This window comes from Roseateles depolymerans (assembly GCF_003387155.1).
GTDB lineage: Bacteria > Pseudomonadota > Gammaproteobacteria > Burkholderiales > Burkholderiaceae_C > Roseateles > Roseateles depolymerans.
The window spans coordinates 1,504,135-1,521,750 of record NZ_QUMT01000001.1 but is presented as its reverse complement, the minus strand read 5'-3'; the positions used below and the strand labels follow the sequence as shown (position 1 = coordinate 1,521,750).

General features: G+C 68.7%; 23 protein-coding genes. 7 read left to right on the top strand and 16 right to left on the bottom strand.

The annotated features are described in order from the left end of the window. Positions 1–61: 61 nt before the first annotated feature. The 6 genes from DES44_RS06785 to DES44_RS06760 are packed head-to-tail and all read left to right on the top strand — an operon-like array spanning position 62 to position 4,213. Positions 62–679, top strand: a complete 618-nt coding sequence (locus tag DES44_RS06785) for a type III secretion HpaP family protein (RefSeq protein ID WP_170156622.1) — start codon at positions 62–64, stop codon at positions 677–679. Next, on the top strand, positions 676–1,731 hold the full coding sequence (gene sctQ, locus DES44_RS06780; protein ID WP_116001348.1) for a type III secretion system cytoplasmic ring protein SctQ: 1,056 nt from the start codon (positions 676–678) through the stop codon (positions 1,729–1,731). Before DES44_RS06785 ends, sctQ begins: the two co-directional genes overlap by 4 nt. After that, a complete protein-coding gene (gene sctR / locus DES44_RS06775; protein ID WP_058935654.1) occupies positions 1,709–2,362 on the top strand; it encodes a type III secretion system export apparatus subunit SctR in 654 nt (217 codons plus the stop codon). Before sctQ ends, sctR begins: the two co-directional genes overlap by 23 nt. Before the next feature lie 38 nt (positions 2,363–2,400). After that, entirely contained in the window at positions 2,401–2,664 is a 264-nt protein-coding gene (gene sctS, locus DES44_RS06770) for a type III secretion system export apparatus subunit SctS (RefSeq protein WP_058935655.1), read from the top strand. Continuing rightward, positions 2,661–3,761, top strand: a complete 1,101-nt coding sequence (locus tag DES44_RS06765; protein WP_058935656.1) for a hypothetical protein — start codon at positions 2,661–2,663, stop codon at positions 3,759–3,761. The genes sctS and DES44_RS06765 overlap by 4 nt, the downstream gene beginning before the upstream one ends. Then, a complete protein-coding gene (locus DES44_RS06760; RefSeq protein WP_058935657.1) occupies positions 3,758–4,213 on the top strand; it encodes a CesT family type III secretion system chaperone in 456 nt (151 codons plus the stop codon). Before DES44_RS06765 ends, DES44_RS06760 begins: the two co-directional genes overlap by 4 nt. Before the next feature lie 196 nt (positions 4,214–4,409). Here DES44_RS06760 and sctT read toward each other — a convergent pair whose 3' ends face one another. From sctT to DES44_RS25270, 16 genes are all read right to left on the bottom strand, one after another. Beyond that, positions 4,410–5,444, bottom strand: coding sequence for a type III secretion system export apparatus subunit SctT (gene sctT, locus DES44_RS06755; RefSeq protein WP_083525677.1), 1,035 nt, complete (start codon positions 5,442–5,444; stop codon positions 4,410–4,412). After that, complete coding sequence (locus DES44_RS06750) at positions 5,441–6,031, bottom strand: hypothetical protein (protein WP_058935658.1); 591 nt, start codon at positions 6,029–6,031, stop codon at positions 5,441–5,443. The genes sctT and DES44_RS06750 overlap by 4 nt, the downstream gene beginning before the upstream one ends. A 10-nt stretch (positions 6,032–6,041) precedes the next feature. Then, positions 6,042–7,391 carry a type III secretion system ATPase SctN gene (sctN, locus tag DES44_RS06745; RefSeq protein ID WP_058935659.1) on the bottom strand — a complete coding sequence of 450 codons (1,350 nt, stop codon included), beginning with the start codon at positions 7,389–7,391 and terminating at the stop codon, positions 6,042–6,044. Positions 7,392–7,394: 3 nt separating this feature from the next. Further along, the gene (sctL, locus tag DES44_RS06740) at positions 7,395–8,096 is read right to left on the bottom strand and encodes a type III secretion system stator protein SctL (RefSeq protein WP_058935660.1); all 702 of its coding nucleotides are present in this window, start codon (positions 8,094–8,096) and stop codon (positions 7,395–7,397) included. Then, positions 8,090–8,776 carry a type III secretion protein HrpB4 gene (locus DES44_RS06735; RefSeq protein ID WP_058935661.1) on the bottom strand — a complete coding sequence of 229 codons (687 nt, stop codon included), beginning with the start codon at positions 8,774–8,776 and terminating at the stop codon, positions 8,090–8,092. The genes sctL and DES44_RS06735 overlap by 7 nt, the downstream gene beginning before the upstream one ends. A gap of 2 nt (positions 8,777–8,778) precedes the next feature. Further along, a complete protein-coding gene (gene sctJ, locus DES44_RS06730) occupies positions 8,779–9,555 on the bottom strand; it encodes a type III secretion system inner membrane ring lipoprotein SctJ (protein ID WP_083525678.1) in 777 nt (258 codons plus the stop codon). A gap of 8 nt (positions 9,556–9,563) precedes the next feature. Then, the gene (locus DES44_RS06725) at positions 9,564–9,956 is read right to left on the bottom strand and encodes a hypothetical protein (RefSeq protein WP_058935662.1); all 393 of its coding nucleotides are present in this window, start codon (positions 9,954–9,956) and stop codon (positions 9,564–9,566) included. 9 nt (positions 9,957–9,965) lie between these two features. Next, positions 9,966–10,451: an HrpB1 family type III secretion system apparatus protein gene (locus DES44_RS06720; protein WP_058935663.1), complete on the bottom strand. Its 486-nt coding sequence runs from the start codon at positions 10,449–10,451 to the stop codon at positions 9,966–9,968. An 85-nt stretch (positions 10,452–10,536) separates the two neighbouring features. Further along, positions 10,537–11,778, bottom strand: coding sequence for a hypothetical protein (locus DES44_RS06715; protein ID WP_116001344.1), 1,242 nt, complete (start codon positions 11,776–11,778; stop codon positions 10,537–10,539). A 55-nt stretch (positions 11,779–11,833) separates the two neighbouring features. Further along, complete coding sequence (locus DES44_RS06710) at positions 11,834–12,049, bottom strand: hypothetical protein (RefSeq protein ID WP_147306993.1); 216 nt, start codon at positions 12,047–12,049, stop codon at positions 11,834–11,836. A gap of 80 nt (positions 12,050–12,129) precedes the next feature. Next, the gene (locus DES44_RS24535) at positions 12,130–12,339 is read right to left on the bottom strand and encodes a hypothetical protein (protein ID WP_147306992.1); all 210 of its coding nucleotides are present in this window, start codon (positions 12,337–12,339) and stop codon (positions 12,130–12,132) included. 108 nt (positions 12,340–12,447) lie between these two features. After that, positions 12,448–12,879, bottom strand: coding sequence for a hypothetical protein (locus DES44_RS06705; RefSeq protein WP_058935666.1), 432 nt, complete (start codon positions 12,877–12,879; stop codon positions 12,448–12,450). 31 nt (positions 12,880–12,910) lie between these two features. Then, entirely contained in the window at positions 12,911–13,174 is a 264-nt protein-coding gene (locus tag DES44_RS06700; protein ID WP_058935667.1) for a hypothetical protein, read from the bottom strand. After that, a complete protein-coding gene (gene hrpD5, locus DES44_RS24980; RefSeq protein ID WP_058935668.1) occupies positions 13,174–14,220 on the bottom strand; it encodes an HrpD5 family protein in 1,047 nt (348 codons plus the stop codon). The genes DES44_RS06700 and hrpD5 overlap by 1 nt, the downstream gene beginning before the upstream one ends. A gap of 35 nt (positions 14,221–14,255) precedes the next feature. Continuing rightward, positions 14,256–16,355 carry a type III secretion system outer membrane ring subunit SctC gene (sctC, locus tag DES44_RS06690; protein WP_083525680.1) on the bottom strand — a complete coding sequence of 700 codons (2,100 nt, stop codon included), beginning with the start codon at positions 16,353–16,355 and terminating at the stop codon, positions 14,256–14,258. 16 nt (positions 16,356–16,371) lie between these two features. Next, the gene (locus tag DES44_RS25270) at positions 16,372–16,572 is read right to left on the bottom strand and encodes a hypothetical protein (protein WP_058935670.1); all 201 of its coding nucleotides are present in this window, start codon (positions 16,570–16,572) and stop codon (positions 16,372–16,374) included. Between the two features lie 231 nt (positions 16,573–16,803). On the opposite strand from DES44_RS25270, the gene DES44_RS06680 reads away from it, so the two are divergent. Further along, positions 16,804–17,607, top strand: a complete 804-nt coding sequence (locus DES44_RS06680; RefSeq protein ID WP_232309798.1) for a lytic transglycosylase domain-containing protein — start codon at positions 16,804–16,806, stop codon at positions 17,605–17,607. The last annotated feature ends 9 nt before the right edge of the window (positions 17,608–17,616 follow it).

The window sequence follows — 17,616 nt, the reverse complement described above, 5'->3', positions numbered from 1 at the left end:
CGTTCACAGCGTTCACCGCGGTTACGGCAGTCACAGCGGCGATAGCGGCGCCCCTGGCGCCATGGCGACCGCTGCCCCCGGCCCCTCGCAAGGCGCCCGATCCGATGCGCTGTCTGTGCCATCCAGGCGCTTCGCCGACAACGCGATGTCGGTGAGCGGCAACGCGCAGCCCGGCACAACGGCCACTCGCTCTGTCGCTTCGCCGCAGCCGCGCAAGAGACTGCCCGGCGAGGCTGATCTCGATGGCGACGAGGATGCGCTTCCCACCGTTGAGGCAGCTGACACCGCGGCCTCCAGGGCTGCAACCCCGGCTTCCGGCCCGGACCTCGCTGCGCAGGCCATCGCGATCCCTCCGCTGTCGATGCTGCCCGTCGGCGCGCCGGCCCCTCCCGCGGAGCTTTCCGGCGACTGGGCCCATGGCCTGGCGGACACCGTGCTGACGCTGTGCACCGGCAGCGACCCGAACTTCCACAGCTGGACCGTCCAGGTGCCGATCGACAGCGCCGCCCTGCCCCACACCGAGCTTCGCATGACGTTTTCGCGCCATCACCTGCTGCTTCGCTTCAGTACGCAGTCGACGCAGTCCTACGCCCTAATTTCGGCGCACCAGTCGCAGCTGCACCGCCTGCTGAGCCGCGACCTGCCGGGCGACCGGCATATCGACATCGAACTCACATGACCTCACTGCCCTCCAGCGTTGCAAGGCCGGATGTGCCCACGGCGGGCTCGCTCGCCGGGCATCTGCCCCGCCTCACGCCCGGCCAGGCTGCGCTGCTGCGCATCACCCAGGACGCGCGCTTCGCTGCCTGGCTGCGAGCCACGTTGTCGCAGGCGAGCCTGGGCGTGGCGTTGCGGCAGCCCGCTCCCGTCTGGGCGCTGACGGTGGACACCGACAGCGGGCAGTTCCGGCTTGGCCTGGACCCATCGGACAGTCCCGCCCTGCAACTGGCCCTGGCCCACCAGCCGCAGGATCAGGCCTGCGCCATCGTCACGCACTTGCTGGACGACTGGGCTCAGGCTCTAGCGCCCGCGCTCGGCCCGCTGCGCGTCATCAGCATCGCGCCGGAGGCGCTGCCCGATGTGCCCTGGCCCGGCCGACTGCCCTGCCTCCAGGGCGGCGGCATGCCGGTGGCGCTGCTGGACGCCGATCCCGCCGTGCTCGACCGGCTGAGCGCCCTGCTGGCGCCAGTGGGCGCCGACCTGTCGCCTTTGGCCGCATGGCCCCTGCGCCCGGTGTTGCGGCTGTTCACCCGCTCGCTGCCGCTCTCCATCCTGCGCTCGCTGCAGCCCGGGGACGCCGTGCTGGCCGACACCACCGCGCCGCTGCTGCGCTGCGGCATCGGACGGGTGCTGCAGGCCCGCCTTTTCATCGACCTTCAGGAGTTCACCGTGCACCTTGCCGAAGCGCCCATCCTCGCCGACGACCCGGCGCCTTCCCTGCCGGGCGACGGCGTCCACGGCCTGGAGGCGCCGCCGGTGGTGGGGTCGCTGGACACGCTGGAACTGCCGGTGGCGTTCGAGCTGGACACCGCCCGGGTCAGCCTGGCGGAGCTGGCCAGCATGCAACCCGGTTATGCGGTGGAACTGGCCGTTCCCCTGGCGCAGGCCCAGGTCCGGCTGGTCTGCCAGGGCCGCACCCTGGGCTCGGGCCAGTTGATCGCCATTGGCGACCAGCTTGGCGTGCGCATCACCCGGCTCGAGTTCGCCCATGACGCCGCTGCAGCACGCTGATCCGGTTGCCCTCTTCCTGGTGCTGCTGGCGCTGGCGGCGCTGCCGTTTGCCGCCATGGTCGTCACGTCCTACACCAAGATCGCCATCGTGCTGGGGCTGCTGCGCAACGCCATCGGCGTGCAGCAGGTGCCGCCCAACATGGTGCTCAACGGCGTGGCCATCATCATCTCCTGCTACATCATGGCGCCGGTCTTCATCGACGCCGGCAAGGGCTTCCAGGCCGGCAGCGCCGGCAGCAGCACGCAAACCATGATGCAGGCCGCCGACGCCGCCCGCGAGCCCTTCCGCCGTTTTCTGGACAAGCATGCCGAGGAGCGCGAGAAGCAGTTCTTCTTGCGCTCGGCCAGCCTCATCTGGCCGGGGGAGCAGGCCGCCGCGCTGAAGAAGGACGACCTGATCGTGCTGGCGCCGGCCTTCTTGCTGAGCGAGCTGACGGCGGCCTTTCGCATCGGCTTCCTGCTGTATCTGGCCTTCATCGTGATCGACATCGTGATCGCCAACGTGCTGCTGGCCATGGGCCTGTCGCAGGTCACGCCCAGCAACGTGGCCATTCCGTTCAAGCTGCTGCTGTTCGTCACGCTGGACGGCTGGTCCCGGCTGGTCCACGGGCTGGTGCTGACCTACCGGTGATCGGGTGTGCCTGCCGTGCGGCTCGAAGGAGAACGTGAATGAACTATGACGTGGTGGTGCAGCTGACGTCCGAGGCGCTGCTGATGTGTGTGGTGCTGTCGCTGCCGGCGGTGGTGGTGTCGGCGGTGATCGGGCTGCTGGTGTCGTTCTTCCAGGCGATCACCTCCTTGCAGGATTCCAGCATTTCGCAGGGCATCAAGCTGCTGGCCGTCACCGGCGTGGTGGTGGTCACCGCGCCGTGGGCCGGCTCCACCCTGATGAAGTTCAGCGAGAACCTGTTCACCGCCATCTTCCAGCGATGAAGCTCGACCGCGCACGTCAGTCTGCCGAAGCGCAGCAGGCCCAGCAGGCCACCGGCTCAGAGACCCATCGGCATCGGCACAGCCATGGGGGATATGCCGGCGGCATGCACAAGGGCGTGGCCTATCGCCATGCACCGCGGGCGCAGTTGCCGGCCAAGCGCAACACCGGGCCGGCACCGCGGGCCCGGCCCAGGCCGGCGTCCACGGCGGCTGCGGGGGCGCATCATGAGGACGAGCATCCGCGCAGCCTGGCCGATGACCCGTGGGCGCAGGCGGTTGGCGGTGCCGGTGGCATGGGGCTGATGGGCGGCATGGACGGCGCCCTCGGAGGTGGCGTGAAGGGAACGGCCTCGCAGACCGGGCAGCGGTCTTCGCTTGCGCAGCGACACGACCCCGCTGGCCCCCGCTCGCCGGCCGAAGCGCCGGCCCCGCCACCGCCGGCCCGCCAGCCGCCGGTTCAGGAAGGTGCGGCGCTGCGACGCAGCCGCATGCCGGAAGCAGCGCTGCTGCGATCACCGCCGCGTGAAGGGTCTCCGCTGCCGATGGCGGCACTCCTGAACGCGTATGCGTCGGTGTACTTTCATGGGGGGGATGCTTCGACGTCCAAGGCCGTGTCGGCATCGGCATCGAGATCGGCCCCTTCGTCGGCATCCGCCTGGAACTCCCCTGCCGGGAGCACCTCAGCCGTCGAGAAGCCGGGCGGCAGCGCGGCGCCTCCGGTGAACGTCGCTGCATTGCGACTGGCCGCCCAAGCCGCTCTGCGACGCCACCTCGGGCCGGACTCGCCATCGCCCACCCTGGCCGACATCCGTGCGAGCTGTCTGACCTGGTGCCAGGCCAACGGTCGTCCGCCTGCAGTGACGCAAGCCCAGCGCAATGCGAACCTGCTCTTCCCGCTGGACGCCTTCCGGGCGATGTTCCGGCCAGGGTCGGCGAGCGCGGCATCAGCTTCGTCGTCCTCCTCGCCCTCCTCGGCCACTTCCGCCACTTCCGCCGCCTCGACAACACCAGCACCCACCACCGCACCCCATCCCGTCAATGCGCTGCTGCAGCGCGCCCTGGAGGTCCACACGGCCAAGAAGGAGCTGTCGCCATGACCCCTGAGCAGTACCACCACCTGATTCACGATCTGTGCGAAGTAGTCGGCCTGCCCGACGCGGATGCGGTCATGGCAAGACAGGCGCTGGAAGTCGAAGGCTTCGAAGTGCTGCTGGGGCATTACGAGAACGACCCTGAAGCGCTTTACCTGAACTTCGCCTTCGGCAGCGTCACCTCCGGCCGCAGCCTGCGGGTCTACCGGTTGATGCTGGAGGCCAACCTCAGCCTCTATGCCCAGGATCAGGCCCAGCTCGGCCTGGATGCTGATACCGGCGTCGTGCTCCTGGTGGTGCGGGTGCCGATGTTCGACGGCGTCGACGGGGTCTACCTGGCCGACACCATCAACCATTACGTCGAGCATGGCCGCTACTGGCGCGAGAACATCCTGCAGGCGGAAGACGAGATGTTCGAGAGCCTGTCGATGGGCGACTACACCTGGCTGAGGGCCTGATCCGGCAGGCCATCTACCCGCAGGGCCGTTGACGCTCGGCCGGTGGACCCTGAGACGGGGGCTGTCTTATACGCTCTGCCCGGCGCCGTGATGGACGCCGCAATCTGCGCTGCGATCAACACCGTGATGACGCTGAGATAGTCCCCGCGATCAGGGCCTTGATGGAGCCCGCGATGGGCGCTGTGACACTGAGCGTTCAGCGCTCACCGGTCCGAACAGCGGCACCCTGAGGGTCCGGAGCGGCACCATCACGCACAGCGGCACCATCGCGCAGAACGGCACCATCACGCGGAGCGACATCCACACGCGATGCGCCAACGCCCGAAGAAGCGGCGGCCGAGGGCGCCGAGGCGGGCGCTGGGGGTGTCGACCGGCGCTCACGCCCCGCTGCCCCGTCCATGGGCTGCGCGTCCTGTGCCCGTTGCGCCCACTGCGCCATCTCCCGCGACAGCGTGTGCAGCGACAGCGCCGGCCGCACCTGGTCAAAGAACACCGCCACCAGCAGCGACAGCATTGCAATCGCCACCGCGCCCTTGACCGGTTGCGCCAGGTTGTTGGGTTCGAGCTTGTCCGCCGTCTTGGACAGCACGCCGAAGCCCAGGTCCACCAGCATCAGCACCAGCAGCGCCGGCGCGGCGATCTTGATCATGAGCTCCAGATACCGGGACGTTTGCGCCTTCACGAAGTCTTCCAGGATGGTGGACCACGCCGGCCCCAGGCTGCCGATGGGCCACCAGTGGAAAGAGTCGAACAGCAGCCCCGTCAACATCAGCATGCCGCCCAGCAGATAAAACCCGCTGATCGCCAGCTGTGCCAGCAGGTTGCCGATGGGCGTGCTCTGCTCGCCGCTCAGCGGATTGGTCTGCTGGACGTTGTTGTAGCCGGCCTGGTTGTCGATGAGCACACCCACGCCTTCCGCCACCCAGAACACAGTGGACGCCGCAAAACCCAGCACCAGCCCGATCAAGGCTTCCTTGGCCAGGGTGGCCACCAGGCGGACCATGTCCAGGTCCTGCACCAGGCTCAGCGGCTGGCCCCAGGCGATGAACAGCGCCAGGCAGATGCACAGCCCGTTGCGCACGGGGCCCTGCAGCGCCTGGTCACTGGTGGCGGGCAAGACCAGGAACACCGCATAGACCCGCAGCAGCGAGACGGCCAGCAGCATCACCGCCTGCTGAAGCAAGGTCCCGGCGCCGATCACGCCTTCGAAGTGGTTGAACAATTCGTTCATGCGCAGGCCAGCGCGTCCGAGCGCATCAAGGAAGCTTCAGCGTCCGCCGTGGGGTGGGCCATCGCACCTGTCATCGTCCCTGCCGCGGATTCCGCCCGTGTCTGAGCCAGCTTGCGGGCCACGGCGGCTTCCTCGCTTTCTTCGTCCTGTGTGTCCTCGGCGGCTTGGTCGATCTCGACCAGCCTGCGCTTGCGGCGATCTTCCAGTTGCTCGATCTGCTGCTGCGCCCGCTGCAAAGCCAGCCGAGCGGCATCCAGCACCGTCTGCGCCTGCACGCGTTGTGCCTGGGCCGTCTGCACGGCTTGCGCTGCCTGAGCCGCCAGCCCTTGCAGCGTGTCCAGCACATGACGCAGCGTGACCGCGTCCTGCGGCACAAACCGCGGGGACGACACCATCTGCTCGATGTCCCGTTCGCAGCCCTGAACCTCCTGCACACAGCCCTGATGACGGCTCACCGCTGCCTGCAATGCCTCCTCCGCCGCCTGGACACCCGCAGCGGCTGACTTCACATCGCCCTCCAGCGCCTCCAGCCGGCGGCGTTTGGCCCACAGCAGGGTCTTGAGTGATCGCAGGTCCAGCGCGGCCATGGTGCGTCCCTCAACCGTTCACCAGCGCCGTCAGCTCGGCAATGGTCTGGTCAAAAGGCCGCAGGTCGCTGGTGGCCTGGTTCAGGAAGTCGCGAATGGCCGCCTGCTTGCGCACCGCCTCGTCGGCGAGCGCGTCGCTGCCGGGCTTGTATTCGCCCATCTGGATCAGCAGCTCCATCTCGTCATACTTGGCCATCAACTTGCGCAGACCGCCGTTCGCCGCTTGATGCTCGCGGCTGACCACCTGCGACATCACCCGGCTGAGGCTGCCCAGCACGTCGATGGCCGGATATTGGTTGCGGGCCGCGATCTTGCGGGAGAGGATCAAATGGCCGTCCAGGATGCCGCGCACCTCTTCGGCAATCGGGTCGCTGCCGCTGTCGTCCTCGGCCAGCACGGTGTAGAGCGCCGTGATGGAGCCGGTGGCGCCCATGCCGGTGCGCTCCAGCAGGCGCGGAATCTCGGCGAACACGGACGGCGGATAACCGCGCCGCGCCGGCGATTCCCCGGCGGCCAGGCCGATCTCCCGCTGCGCCCGTGCGAAGCGGGTGAGTGAATCCATCATCAGGAGCACCCGCTGGCCCCGGTCGCGGAAGTATTCGGCGATGGCCGTGGCCACATGGGCCGCCTTGGCCCGTTCGATGGAGGACCGGTCCGATGTGGCGCACACCACCACCGATCGCGCCATGCCCTCCGGGCCCATGATGATCTCGATGAACTCGCGCACCTCCCGGCCCCGTTCACCGATCAGCGCAATGACGCTGATGTCGCATTGCGTGCCGCGGGCCAGCATGCCCATCAGCGTGCTCTTGCCGACGCCGGCCGGGGCGAAGATGCCCATGCGCTGGCCTTCGCACAGCGTGATCATGCCGTCGATGATCTTCACGCCGGTGGGCAGCGGATGTTCGATCATCTCGCGCGACATCGGGCTGGGCGGCATGGCAAAGACCGGACGGTGTTCGTCGCACACGATCGCGGGGCCGCCATCGACCGGCTGGCCGAGGCTGTCCACCACCCGTCCCAGCAGCGCATCACCGACGGGCACGCGCTGGATCTCGCCCAGCCCCACCACCCGGGTGCGCCCCGGCGCCACGCCCAGGATGGAGCCGAACGGCGACAAAATCGTCTGCCCCTGGGAAAAGCCGATGACCTCCGCCACCTGCAGCAGCGCGCCGTTGGCATCGATGAGATGGCACATCTCGCCGACCTGCGCATTCAGCCCGCCGGCCCGCACCAGCGTGCCGATGACTTCGGTCACCTTGCCGGTGCGCTGAAGCGTCTGGGTGCCGGCCAGCTCCAGTTCCATCCACCGGCCCAGGTCCTCCAGGTGCAAGGCCCCCAGGCGCTCCGGCGCATTCATGCCTCAGTCCTCCGCCACGGCGCGGCGAACCGCCCGGGACATGGCCTGACGCAGGGCGGTGAGCTGGATGTCCAGGCTGGCATCCACCACGCCCAGGTCCGACTCGAACACGCAGCTGCCCACCGGCAGGGCCGGATCGGCGACCACCTCCACGCTCAGGCCGGCCGTCTGCAGCGCCGCGACCGAGTCGATGCCGTCGCGGGCTGCTTGCGCATCATCGGGATGCACCTTGAGTGTCAGGGCCGTGGCCGACCGGGACAGCGACTGCACGCTGCGCATCGCCCGCTGGAACAGGGCTGCACGGTCGCCGCTATGCACGATGCGTTCCACGGCACTGGTGACGACCTCGGCGAGTTTTTCATGCAGGCCGCGGACCGCGTCGGCCTGCTGCACCAGATGACCGGCCTGGCGTTCATGCCAGGCGACGGCGGCCTGCCGTTCGCCCTCGGCGCGTCCTTCCTCGCAGGCGGCCTCGATGCGGGACTGGGCTTGTGCCCACAGCGCTTCAGCGTCTTGCTGCGCCCGCGCCCGCACCGCCTCGGCCTGTTCGTGCGCATGGGCCAGCAGCGCCTGCGCCTGCTCCTGCGCCTGGCGCAGCAGCGTGGTGTGGTCGCACAGGGCTTCCAGCTGCTCGCGGCGCAGCACGCCATGCGGCACGCCGGTGAGGTCCGATGCTGCGCCCGGGCCGCGCCACCAGATCAGCATGGCCACTCCATGCCGGCCTCAACCAGCGCCTGCCGGGCCGCATCGCAGGACCGCTCTGCCGGCACCGGACCGGCTTGCGACCGCCGATCCAGCATCTGCCGTGGCAGCGACCAGCGGACCAGGGTCTGGACCAGCCGCGCATCGGGTCCCAGCATGTCGGCCCAATCGAGAAATCCCACGCAGGCCCACTCCACCGGCGACCAGCCGGCCTGCACGGCATCCACCGGCCGACCTTGCAGGCTCAATGCGCTTAGCACGGGAAAGGCATCCGCCAGCGCCCGCTGCAGCGGCACACGCACACTGCGGTCGATGCAGCATCGCAGCACGCCCGGGCGGCGGGCCAGCGCCAGCACGCACAGGCGGTGCAGCAGTTCAGGCCTTGGCAGCAGGCCCAGGCGCCACCACGGGTCTTCGAATTGATCGAGCCTGGGCCAGACGCCCTCCTGGCCGAGGCGGCTTCGCCACAAGCGAGGCCACAGGGCGTCGGACCGATCAGCCGGCATTGCTTGCATGAAGGACCAGGGCGACAACAAGGGCGCCTGCCATTCAGTGTCGAGGTCGTCCACCAGATGACAGAGCTTGGTGTCGAAGGCCACGGCCCAGTGGGCCAGGCGGCGGATGGTGTCACCGCTGGGCATCGCGACGGTGGCATCGCAGGCAGGCATCAGGACAGCCGCCATGCTCAGTCTCCGCCCGGTGTGGGCACCAGCGCCGTCGCAACCGCTCCACCGAGGCGGCGGGCCAATGCCGGCGGCAGCCAGGCGGGCCGCTTCCACATCACCACGCCGAACCCGCCCGCAGCCGCCAGCACCAGCAGCAAGACTCCACCAAGGACCCAGGTCCAAGGGCTCTCCGCCGCCACATGCCGCGCCTGCGCCGGCAGCATCGCACCGGGCACCAGGGTCACGGTGACGTTGTCGTAGGTCAGCCCCTCCACACTGCGGGCCACCATGCTCTTGATGGACGGCGCCAGCTGCGGCACGTCGATCTCGGGCCGGTACTTCACAAAGACCGACGCGCTGGACGGCTTCACCGTGGTGGACATCGGATCGTTGTTGGGCAGCACGATGTGCACCTTGGCCACGATCACGCCGTCGATCTTGGACAGCGTGCTGGACAGCTCCTGCGACACCCCGTGAATGAAGCGCACCCGCTCCTCGGTAGGCGTGGAGATCAGGCCTTCCTTCTTGAACATGTCGCCCAGGGACACGTACTTGTCGTTGGGCAGGCCATTGGCCCGCAGGATGTCCAGCGCGCTGACGACATCCTTTTCATCCACCGACACATTCCAGGTCTTTCCGCCGTCGGCGGTCTTCTTGTCCGCCTCCACCCCGCGCTGGAGCAAGGCCGCGACCATGTCGTTGGCCTCCGCCTCGGTGCGTTTGGTGTAGAGGTCGGTCTTGCAGGCGGACAGCAAGGCCATCAGCAGCAGCACCATCATCCAGGACAGGGCGCGCATGGCATTCCTCACTGGTTCTTCATCAGGGTCTGCAGGCCGTTCTTGCTGCTCTGCGCCACCGAGGTGCAGGCGGTGAACTGCAGGCCCTGGGTCGCCACCTGGAGGTTGAGCTCCATCGAGCGCGTGGTCAGCGTCTGCAGGTCCATGGTCGGTGCGTCGGCCACAAAGCGCTGCATGTCGGCCGTCACCTGTCGGGACGCGTCATCCAGCGTGTGCAGCGTGCGGCCCATGGTGGAGTCGGCGGCGGACACGGCTGCAGGTCGCTGCGAGCCGGCGTCGGCCTGGGGCTGCTGCGCCATCAGTTGCTCGAAGCGCTGGGCCTGGGCCTGCAGGTCCGGCGTCGTGCCGCCGGCCTGGCGCAGGATGTCCTGCGCGGCAATCGCCTGGATGGGATCGGTCATGGCTGCTCCTCAGGCCCGCATATAGGCCATCTGCGACAGGTCGATCGAGAGCGGCACAACGGCCGGCTCCACGCTGCGGTCGTCCGCCGAGGGCTGCGACTCGTCCTGCGCCTGCGCCTCTTCCGGATTCAGCAGCGTCCGCGCCATGTCCAGCGCCTCGGCATGGGTGGAGGTCTGCAGCACTTCCTCGGCCGTGGCGCGCCAGGCGGCGTCACCGGTGGCGAACTGGCAGTAGGCCAGGAAGGCCTTGGCCATCGCCCATTCCGGCGCAGTGGCATCCAGGCCGCGCAGCGTGCGCATGGCGTCGGTCCAGTGGCCGCGCTTCATGGCGATCCAGGCTTCGAAGAAGTCCAGCTGGGCCACCTTGGGACGCAGCTGGCGCACGGCGCCCAGCAGCGCTTCGGCGTCGTCCAGCCGTTCGCGGTCCACCGCCAGGCTGACCAGGCCAACCAGGCCGGAGACAAAGTCTTTGCGTTGCAACGAGGAATCGATCATGAAAGCTCCAGGGCTCGTTGGGGGACTCGAGGGGTGGGAACCGGCCCCCGGCATGAGCGCCGGGGGCCTTGGAGGACGGCCGGGATCAGGCCCGTGCCAGCGTCTTGTCCAGATCCTTCATGCTGAACTTCTGGTCGCCCTGCTGGTCGAACTTGCCTTCACCGACCTTCTGGGCGTTGTCCGCCGAGAGGTGCAGCGCGGTGTCCTGCAGGAACTTCTGGCAGGCCTGGATCAGCTCGCCGCTGGGGCGGTTGCCGTCCGGCATGTTCATGCCGTTGGCCACGTTGCGGACGGTGTCCAGGTCGAAGGTCTTGCCGTCCTTGGACAGCGCATTGAAGTTCTCGCGCAGGGTGGACACCGCATCGCGCTGACCGGCGTTCAGGCCGGTCTTCTGCAGGGCGGCGGTCACATCGCCCAGGCCGATGTTGCCGTCGGGGCGCCCCTTGAAGAGGCCCTGGCCGGCATTGTCGGCATCGGCGGTGTCCAGCTTGCGCAGCGTGGCCTTGCCTTCGTCGCTCTTGAGGAACTTGCAGGCAGCCTGGAATTCCGGCGTGAAGTCTTCCGGCTTCATGCCCTTGGGACGGATGCCGTTGGCCGCGTCGTCCAGGTCCTTGCCGCTGAGCATCTTCATGCCCGAGTCCTGCATGCCCTTGGCCAGCGCCTGAATGGCGCGGTCCGGCGTCATGGGGCCCTGGCCGTTGGTGCCCATGTAGTTGAGCGTGCCGGCGAGCGCGCCCGCGGCGCCCAGCGCGCTGCCCAGGCCTTCGATGGCCTTGCCCAGCGAGTCCATCAAGGCGCCGCTGGCGCCGCCCATCGCGGCCTGCCCCAGACCGCCGATGGCCTGGTTGACACCGTTCAGTCCTTGCGCGAGGCCGCCCAGCGCGCCGCCGAGGGCACCGCCAAGACCCCCACTGGCGCCGCCGAGTGCACCCCCGAGTGCGCCCCCCAGCAGGTTCTGGGCGAGCGGCCCGCCCAGCCCGCCCTGGCCGAAGGGATTCAGGCCCTGCGTGAGGCTATTGGTCAGCCCGCCCAGCGCCTGGCTCAGGCCGCCCAGCCCTTGGCTCAGGCCGCCCAGGGCCTGGCCCAGCCCGCCCAGCGGCGAGCCGGCGGCATTGCCCAGGCCGCCCAGCGCCTGGGCCACGCCCTGGCCCGCGCCGCTCAGGGCGCTGGCCAACGGATTCTTGAGAAGGTTCTCCAGGGGTTGCAGCAGCTGCTGCAGGCCCTGGAGCCCTTGTTGCAGGCCCTGCAAGGCCTGCTGAAGGCCGGCCAGGGGGCTCTGGATGCCCTGCAAGGCCATGTTCAGCGGCGATTGAATCGTCATGCTCATGGTGTTCGCTCCGACTGAAATTGAAAACGGTGACCTGCCGTGCACCCAGCGCGTGTCAAACCAGGCCTTTGACACTGTCTCCGGCCGCCTTGAACTTCTTGCCGAGGGCTTCGGACAGGGCCGCTTCCTGGCTCATGCGTCCCATCGCCAGGTTGTTCGCCATGGCCTGCTTGCTTTGCGTGGCCAACTGGCCCATCAAAGCCTGCGAGGTGGCGGACGCACCGGCCGACGAGGAAGCACCGAGCGCGGCGCCCGCGTTCATTGAGGACATGGGAATCTCCTTGCGGGGCACATGGGACGGCGGGGACCCGACCCATCGGCCCACGGGGGGCCGACGGGTCTACCGGGTCATCAGACCAGGCCCTTGACGCTGTCGCCTGCGGCCTTGAACTTCTTGCCCAGCGCTTCGGACATCGCTGCTTCCTGGCTCATGCGGCCCATCTGCAGGTTGTTCTTCATTTGCTGGATGTTCTGGGCTTCCATTTGGCCCATCATCTGGTCCATGGTGGCGGAAGCGCCAGCGGATGCACCACCCGAGATACCTGCTGCAGAACTGCTCATGACTCTCTCCTTGATTGCGGAAGTCAACTTCCGGGGTTGAAGGGCGCCGGATGGCGCCGAAGATGACGGGATGAACCATTCACCCCATCGACACTCGAAGGCGGCACGTCAGTTCGGATGCTCCGGCTGACGGCTCGCCGCATGCGCCAGCACGCCATTGGCGGCCTGGCGGACGTTCTGGTCGGTGCTGGTGGCCAGCACTTCGTCGAGGATGGCGCGCCAGCGCTCGTCCCGGGCCAGGAGGAAGGCGGTGGCCAGGGCCACCTTGGCGCCTTCGTCCTCCGGGTGCTCGCTGACATGCTCCCCCAGCGTGGCGGCGGCATATTCCGCATCACCGCCGATGCCCTGGGCAATCGCCCGGCACACGCGGTAGGGCGTGGGATCGTCCAGCGTGAGCTCCACGGCGGCGCTCACCGTGGCGGCATCCTCCCTGGCGCGGTAGACGGCGCCCAGCAGGCCCACGGCCATCAGGTTGCGGTAGATCAGCGGATATCCCGGCCCGGCGGGCGAGATCCCGGCCGGCATGGCATCGGTGCTCATCAGGGCGGCTCCTCTCGCGTTGAGGGTGGTGTCAGGCGGGCAGCGACGCGGTGTGGATGGTTTCCCACACATGCCGCACGATGCGCTGCGAGGCCCGGAAGCCTTCGATCAGCTGCGAGGTCAGCTGACGCTCCGCATCCGGCAGCGCGGACTGCAGATGGGCTTCGGTGCTGCGGGTGACCTGGTCGAAGTAGCTCAGCATGGCGCGCGTGCGCTCGCCGCTGAGGTCATCGGTCAGGGTCTTTTCGATGTGCGCGAGGTCCGCGAACACGGTCTGCTCCAGGGCTTGGTCCATCACGGTTCTCCGATGGGGGATGAAGAAGACGGATCCCCCGGCACGGCAGCGCCGTCCTCCGGTGGGGTCCACAGCGACAAATGCTTGGTGCCGTCGGCCGTCTGCACGTAGCGCAGGCCGTCGCCGCCCAGCATGGCGCCCATGCGCACGCGGGCCGTCGGCAGGGTCTGCTCGACGCTCACGTCGATGCGGCGCACCAGCGGGCCGATGTCCGCGCTGATGCGGCGCACCTCGTCGCGCAGGCCGGTGGGGTCGGCGCTTTCGCCGACCACCGCAAAAACGCCCTGCCCGCGGTACTCCACCTGCAGGCCGGGCCGGTTCAATGCATCACCGATCTGGCGGACGATGTCGGCGGCGGAGGCATAACGGTGCAGCAGCTGCTGCTCGCCGAAGGGCTGGAGCGCGGCGCGGGTGCGGGCCATTTCCGCGCTGCCGGCCAGCAGGCCCTCCACCACCAGGCGCTGGTCCACGCGGCGCACCACCAGGCCCTGCACGCCGGCCTGGCGCAGGGCGCCGGCCACCTGCTCCATGGGATCGGGGCGCGGGGTGGGTGATGCGGCCGTCTGGGTGCTGAGCACGGCGCTCATCGCCGCCAGCAGCGCCGCACCGGCCACCACCGCGCTGATCATCCAGCGGGGGCGGTGGGTGCTGCGGCTGTTGCTGCCTGCAGCGCCGGCGGCGGCGGTGGCTGCTCCCGGGAGCGCGCCGTCCTGGCGTGCAGGACGCATCAGCGCATCCATCAGCGTCAGATCGCTGGGCCAGGCGGCTGCATCCGGTCCGGCGCACAGCACCACATCCCCGAACCGGCGCGGCAGGAAGTCCTGCAGACGGCCCAGCAGGTCGGCGGGCTGTCCTTGGTCGTCGATCAGATGGAGCGCGGGAGACACGTCGGAACCTTCTTCCTCGAACATCAGGAGCAGCGGGGGCTGCGTCCAGTCGGTGATCTGCAGGTCGGCCTCGTCATCGCTGGCGATGCGATAGTGCTGACGGGTCAACCGTAGCTGCACGCCGGCATGCTGGCCTGTGAGGATGCGAAGCTGCTTCATGGTTTGCGAATCAGGTTCGTGCGCGACGGGCCGTCTCAGCCGCCGCTGCCTTGCAGGAAGGACCCCGGCATCGACGCTGCAGGACCGGTGCCTGCGGAGGCTGGTGGCAGCGCGGGTGCAGACAACGATGGAGACGACGATGAAGACGATGTCGTCGCGCCACCGGCGAGGCCGGTCCGTGCCGAGCCGACGGCGCCCGTCGATCCAGGGGGCCCGGCGCGCCCGACAGGCGTCTCCGCCGCCAACGAGGGCTCGCGAATGACCCGCGGCGAGATGAGGAACAGCCGCTCGGTCTGCCCCGCCTGTTCATTGGTGTGGCGGAACAGGCCGCCGAGCACCGGCACGCGGCCCAGCACCGGCACCTCGTCCCGCTGCGAGGACTGGCTGGTCGTGGTGATGCCACCGATCAGCAGGCTTTCGCCCTCGCCCACATGCGCTTCGGTCATGATCTCCGTGCGCTTGACGATGGGCACGTTGTCGACCCGGTCGGTCTCGAAGTTGCCGTCCTCGATGTAGAGCGACAGCTTGATGCGGCGCGACACACCGCCGTTGTCCGGCACCGACGTGATCTGCGGCGTGACCTGCAGCAGCGTGCCCGCCTCCACCTGATAGAGGTTGGCCTCGAGATTGCCGGCCACCTTCACCGTGACCACGCGTTTCTCGCGCATCACTGCCGGACGGTTGGCCACGCCCAGCACCTTCGGCTTGGCAATCACACGCGCTTTGCCGCGCGCGCTGAGCGCATCGATGCGGGCCATCAACTCGCGGCCTGCGTTGGACCACAAGGTGCTGAGCGTGAAGGTGCCGCTGCTGCCGCCATTGGGCTGGGCCACGCCAAAGCTGCCCTTGCTGCCGCGCACGCTCCAGTCGATGCCCAGGGAGTCGATGCTGTCGCTGCTCACGTCGATGATGGTGGCTTCCAGCTCGACCAACACCGGCTGGACGTCCAGGCGGCGGATCAGCTCCACATATTCGTCCATGCGCTGGGGGCGGCCGTGAATGATCACGGCATTGGTGCCCTCGTCGGCCTGGAAGACGGGCGGGGCGTCGTCATCGACCGGGCTTTCCAGGCCGCGGTGGGTGCCCGGCCCCTTGCTGCCGGCTCCCGGCGTGGAAGCCTGGCCGGCGGTGACCTGGCCGGGCTTGCGGGCCATCACATCGGCCAGCCGGTTGTCCCGGCCCATCACGCCTTGCAGGGCGCGCAGCTTCTCGGGCTGCACCTCCACCAGGCTGGTGGCTTCGGACTCCGGACCGGTGACGGCATTGCCCGGGCTGTAGAGCGAGGTCAGGATGGAGGCCACGCCGCGGATGCGGGTCTGTCCGAACACGCGGTCGCCGGCGGAGGCAAAGCGTAGGGGCACCACGCGGATGGCCTTGCGGTTGCGCTCCATCGCTCCGACATCCAGCGATTCGATCGCGGCCGCGATCAGCTCCACATGGCGCGGCGGGCCGTAAACCAGCAGCGTGCTCTCGGCCGCGTTGAAGCGCAGCGGGAACCGCGAGTCGCCCAATTGCAGCGACTCGAGCAGATCGGTCACCTGCTCACGGCGGAAACCCTTGAGGCGGAACAGACGGCTCTGCACCGCGCTGGCGGGATAGAAATACAGCGCCGTGCCGTCGTGGTACCAGATGACCCCGTAGGCACGGTTCATCGACTCCAGGAACTGGTCGGGCGTCATGTCGAAGCTGGCCTGCACCGTGCCGTCAATGCCTTCGGCCACCACCGCCGGCAAGCCCTGGCTGGCGGCGAAGTCCAACAGCACCTCGTTGACCCGCTTGCCTTCGGCCTTGTAGATGAAGCGGGCACTGCGCCACTGCCGCGACGGCGCGCGTGTCGATTTGACGGCCTTGGCGGCGGGCTTCCTGCCGGCGGCGTTGGACGGCGAAGAAGCCGCTGCCGCGGGAGCTTGTGCCGCGCCAGGCAGTACCGTCGAGGGACCGGCTGCGGGAGTCACCGACCGTGCGGATGGCACCAATGTCGCCGATGCCGCTGCGGGCACAGAAGGGGTCGGCGGCGTGGACGGGCCGCTTCCCGGCCCCTGCGGCGCGGCACCGGCCCAGGTCATGGACAGGCCACACAGCGCGGCCGTGACCGACTGCCGCCGGCGATGGGAACAACGAGGGGAACGATGCATCACGAAACCGCGCGGCTTATTCGTCGTCCTGCATCGAGGCCTTGATCTGGTCCGTCATCTTGGACATGGACTTGTTCATGGCCTGCTGGTTCTGCTGGAACTGCATGAACATGCGCTGACCCATCAGGGTCTCCAGCTTGCTGGTGGCGGCATCGGTCACGGCGCTGGTGGCGGTCTGGGCCACGGCGGCCACGACGGGGGCGATCACTGCGGACATGCTTGGCTCCTGAAGAGGACTGGGTGAACGGGACGATAGGGACGGGCTGTGTCGGGACCAGTGGCGCAGGCGAAGCGCAGGCGCGGCAAGCGAAGTCACGGTCCGCTCGCAAGCCGCACCGCACCGACGTTCGCACCAACGTTCGCACCTGCGGCTTCACCTTCGCTTGCGACAGGCCTGCCCGTGTCCATGCGAACTACGGTGGCCGCATCGCCGTTTTCATTCACCACCATGAACGACCGTTCGCTCGTTCTCTGCCTCCATTGGGGCGCCCGTCTGTGCTTTGCCTCGATGCTGGCCTTGTCGCTGTCCGTGGCCCTGGCTCAGGAGACCTCGACGCGATTCCGCTGCACGCTGATCGATGGCGACGTCCATCTGCTGGTGGAAGACCCGCGCCTGCGTCATCCCGATCTGGTGCAGGACTGCGCCACGGTGCAGGTGGCAGTGGCTCCCCTGCGACCGGGCGCCGAGGAGCAGGCGCCTCCGTGGGTCGGCTTCTCGGGGCGTGTGATCCGAGCGCCGGGGACATCGGGTTCTTCAACGGCAACAGGATGGGCAGCGGCGCTGGGCGGTCCCGAACGTGGCGCAGAGGATGGAAGCGCCGCAGCCGCGCTGGCCGCCCTCCCCGCAGCGCTGGCACCGCTGGTGCAATCGGCCAGCCAGCGCCATCAGCTGGACCCGACCCTGGTGGCCGCGCTCATGTATGTGGAGTCGCGCTACCGGCCCGATGCCCGGTCTCCGAAAGGGGCGCTGGGCCTGATGCAGTTGATGCCGGCCACGGCCGCCCGCTACGGCGTACGCAGCGCGGCAGACCTGCTGGACCCGCGCACCAACATCGACACCGGCGTGCGTCATCTGCGCATGCTGCATGACCGTTACGACGGCCGCCTGGCGCTGATGCTCGCGGCCTACAACGCCGGGGAAGGAGCGGTCGATCGGTACGGCCAGCGCGTGCCACCATTCGCTGAAACCGAAGCCTACGTTCGCCGGATCACCGCGCTCGTTGGTGTGCCTGAAAGCGCTCTCACCCCCTGACCCAGGGGG

What these genes read in the sequence shown, in the direction of transcription:
- sctT (WP_083525677.1), bottom strand. Translation starts at nt 5,444, where the DNA reads ATGAACGAATTGTTCAACCACTTCGAAGGCGTGATCGGCGCCGGGACC.
- DES44_RS24535 (WP_147306992.1), bottom strand. Translation starts at nt 12,339, where the DNA reads ATGAGCAGTTCTGCAGCAGGTATCTCGGGTGGTGCATCCGCTGGCGCT.
- DES44_RS06715 (WP_116001344.1), bottom strand. Translation starts at nt 11,778, where the DNA reads ATGAGCATGACGATTCAATCGCCGCTGAACATGGCCTTGCAGGGCATC.
- DES44_RS06735 (WP_058935661.1), bottom strand. Translation starts at nt 8,776, where the DNA reads ATGGCGGCTGTCCTGATGCCTGCCTGCGATGCCACCGTCGCGATGCCC.
- sctR (WP_058935654.1), top strand. Translation starts at nt 1,709, where the DNA reads ATGACGCCGCTGCAGCACGCTGATCCGGTTGCCCTCTTCCTGGTGCTG.
- DES44_RS06785 (WP_170156622.1), top strand. Translation starts at nt 62, where the DNA reads ATGGCGACCGCTGCCCCCGGCCCCTCGCAAGGCGCCCGATCCGATGCG.
- sctC (WP_083525680.1), bottom strand. Translation starts at nt 16,355, where the DNA reads ATGCATCGTTCCCCTCGTTGTTCCCATCGCCGGCGGCAGTCGGTCACG.
- sctJ (WP_083525678.1), bottom strand. Translation starts at nt 9,555, where the DNA reads ATGCGCGCCCTGTCCTGGATGATGGTGCTGCTGCTGATGGCCTTGCTG.
- DES44_RS06750 (WP_058935658.1), bottom strand. Translation starts at nt 6,031, where the DNA reads ATGGCCGCGCTGGACCTGCGATCACTCAAGACCCTGCTGTGGGCCAAA.
- sctS (WP_058935655.1), top strand. Translation starts at nt 2,401, where the DNA reads ATGAACTATGACGTGGTGGTGCAGCTGACGTCCGAGGCGCTGCTGATG.
- DES44_RS25270 (WP_058935670.1), bottom strand. Translation starts at nt 16,572, where the DNA reads ATGTCCGCAGTGATCGCCCCCGTCGTGGCCGCCGTGGCCCAGACCGCC.
- sctQ (WP_116001348.1), top strand. Translation starts at nt 676, where the DNA reads ATGACCTCACTGCCCTCCAGCGTTGCAAGGCCGGATGTGCCCACGGCG.
- DES44_RS06725 (WP_058935662.1), bottom strand. Translation starts at nt 9,956, where the DNA reads ATGACCGATCCCATCCAGGCGATTGCCGCGCAGGACATCCTGCGCCAG.
- DES44_RS06765 (WP_058935656.1), top strand. Translation starts at nt 2,661, where the DNA reads ATGAAGCTCGACCGCGCACGTCAGTCTGCCGAAGCGCAGCAGGCCCAG.
- hrpD5 (WP_058935668.1), bottom strand. Translation starts at nt 14,220, where the DNA reads ATGAAGCAGCTTCGCATCCTCACAGGCCAGCATGCCGGCGTGCAGCTA.
- DES44_RS06710 (WP_147306993.1), bottom strand. Translation starts at nt 12,049, where the DNA reads ATGTCCTCAATGAACGCGGGCGCCGCGCTCGGTGCTTCCTCGTCGGCC.
- DES44_RS06720 (WP_058935663.1), bottom strand. Translation starts at nt 10,451, where the DNA reads ATGATCGATTCCTCGTTGCAACGCAAAGACTTTGTCTCCGGCCTGGTT.
- DES44_RS06760 (WP_058935657.1), top strand. Translation starts at nt 3,758, where the DNA reads ATGACCCCTGAGCAGTACCACCACCTGATTCACGATCTGTGCGAAGTA.
- sctN (WP_058935659.1), bottom strand. Translation starts at nt 7,391, where the DNA reads ATGAATGCGCCGGAGCGCCTGGGGGCCTTGCACCTGGAGGACCTGGGC.
- sctL (WP_058935660.1), bottom strand. Translation starts at nt 8,096, where the DNA reads ATGCTGATCTGGTGGCGCGGCCCGGGCGCAGCATCGGACCTCACCGGC.
- DES44_RS06680 (WP_232309798.1), top strand. Translation starts at nt 16,804, where the DNA reads ATGAACGACCGTTCGCTCGTTCTCTGCCTCCATTGGGGCGCCCGTCTG.
- DES44_RS06700 (WP_058935667.1), bottom strand. Translation starts at nt 13,174, where the DNA reads ATGGACCAAGCCCTGGAGCAGACCGTGTTCGCGGACCTCGCGCACATC.
- DES44_RS06705 (WP_058935666.1), bottom strand. Translation starts at nt 12,879, where the DNA reads ATGAGCACCGATGCCATGCCGGCCGGGATCTCGCCCGCCGGGCCGGGA.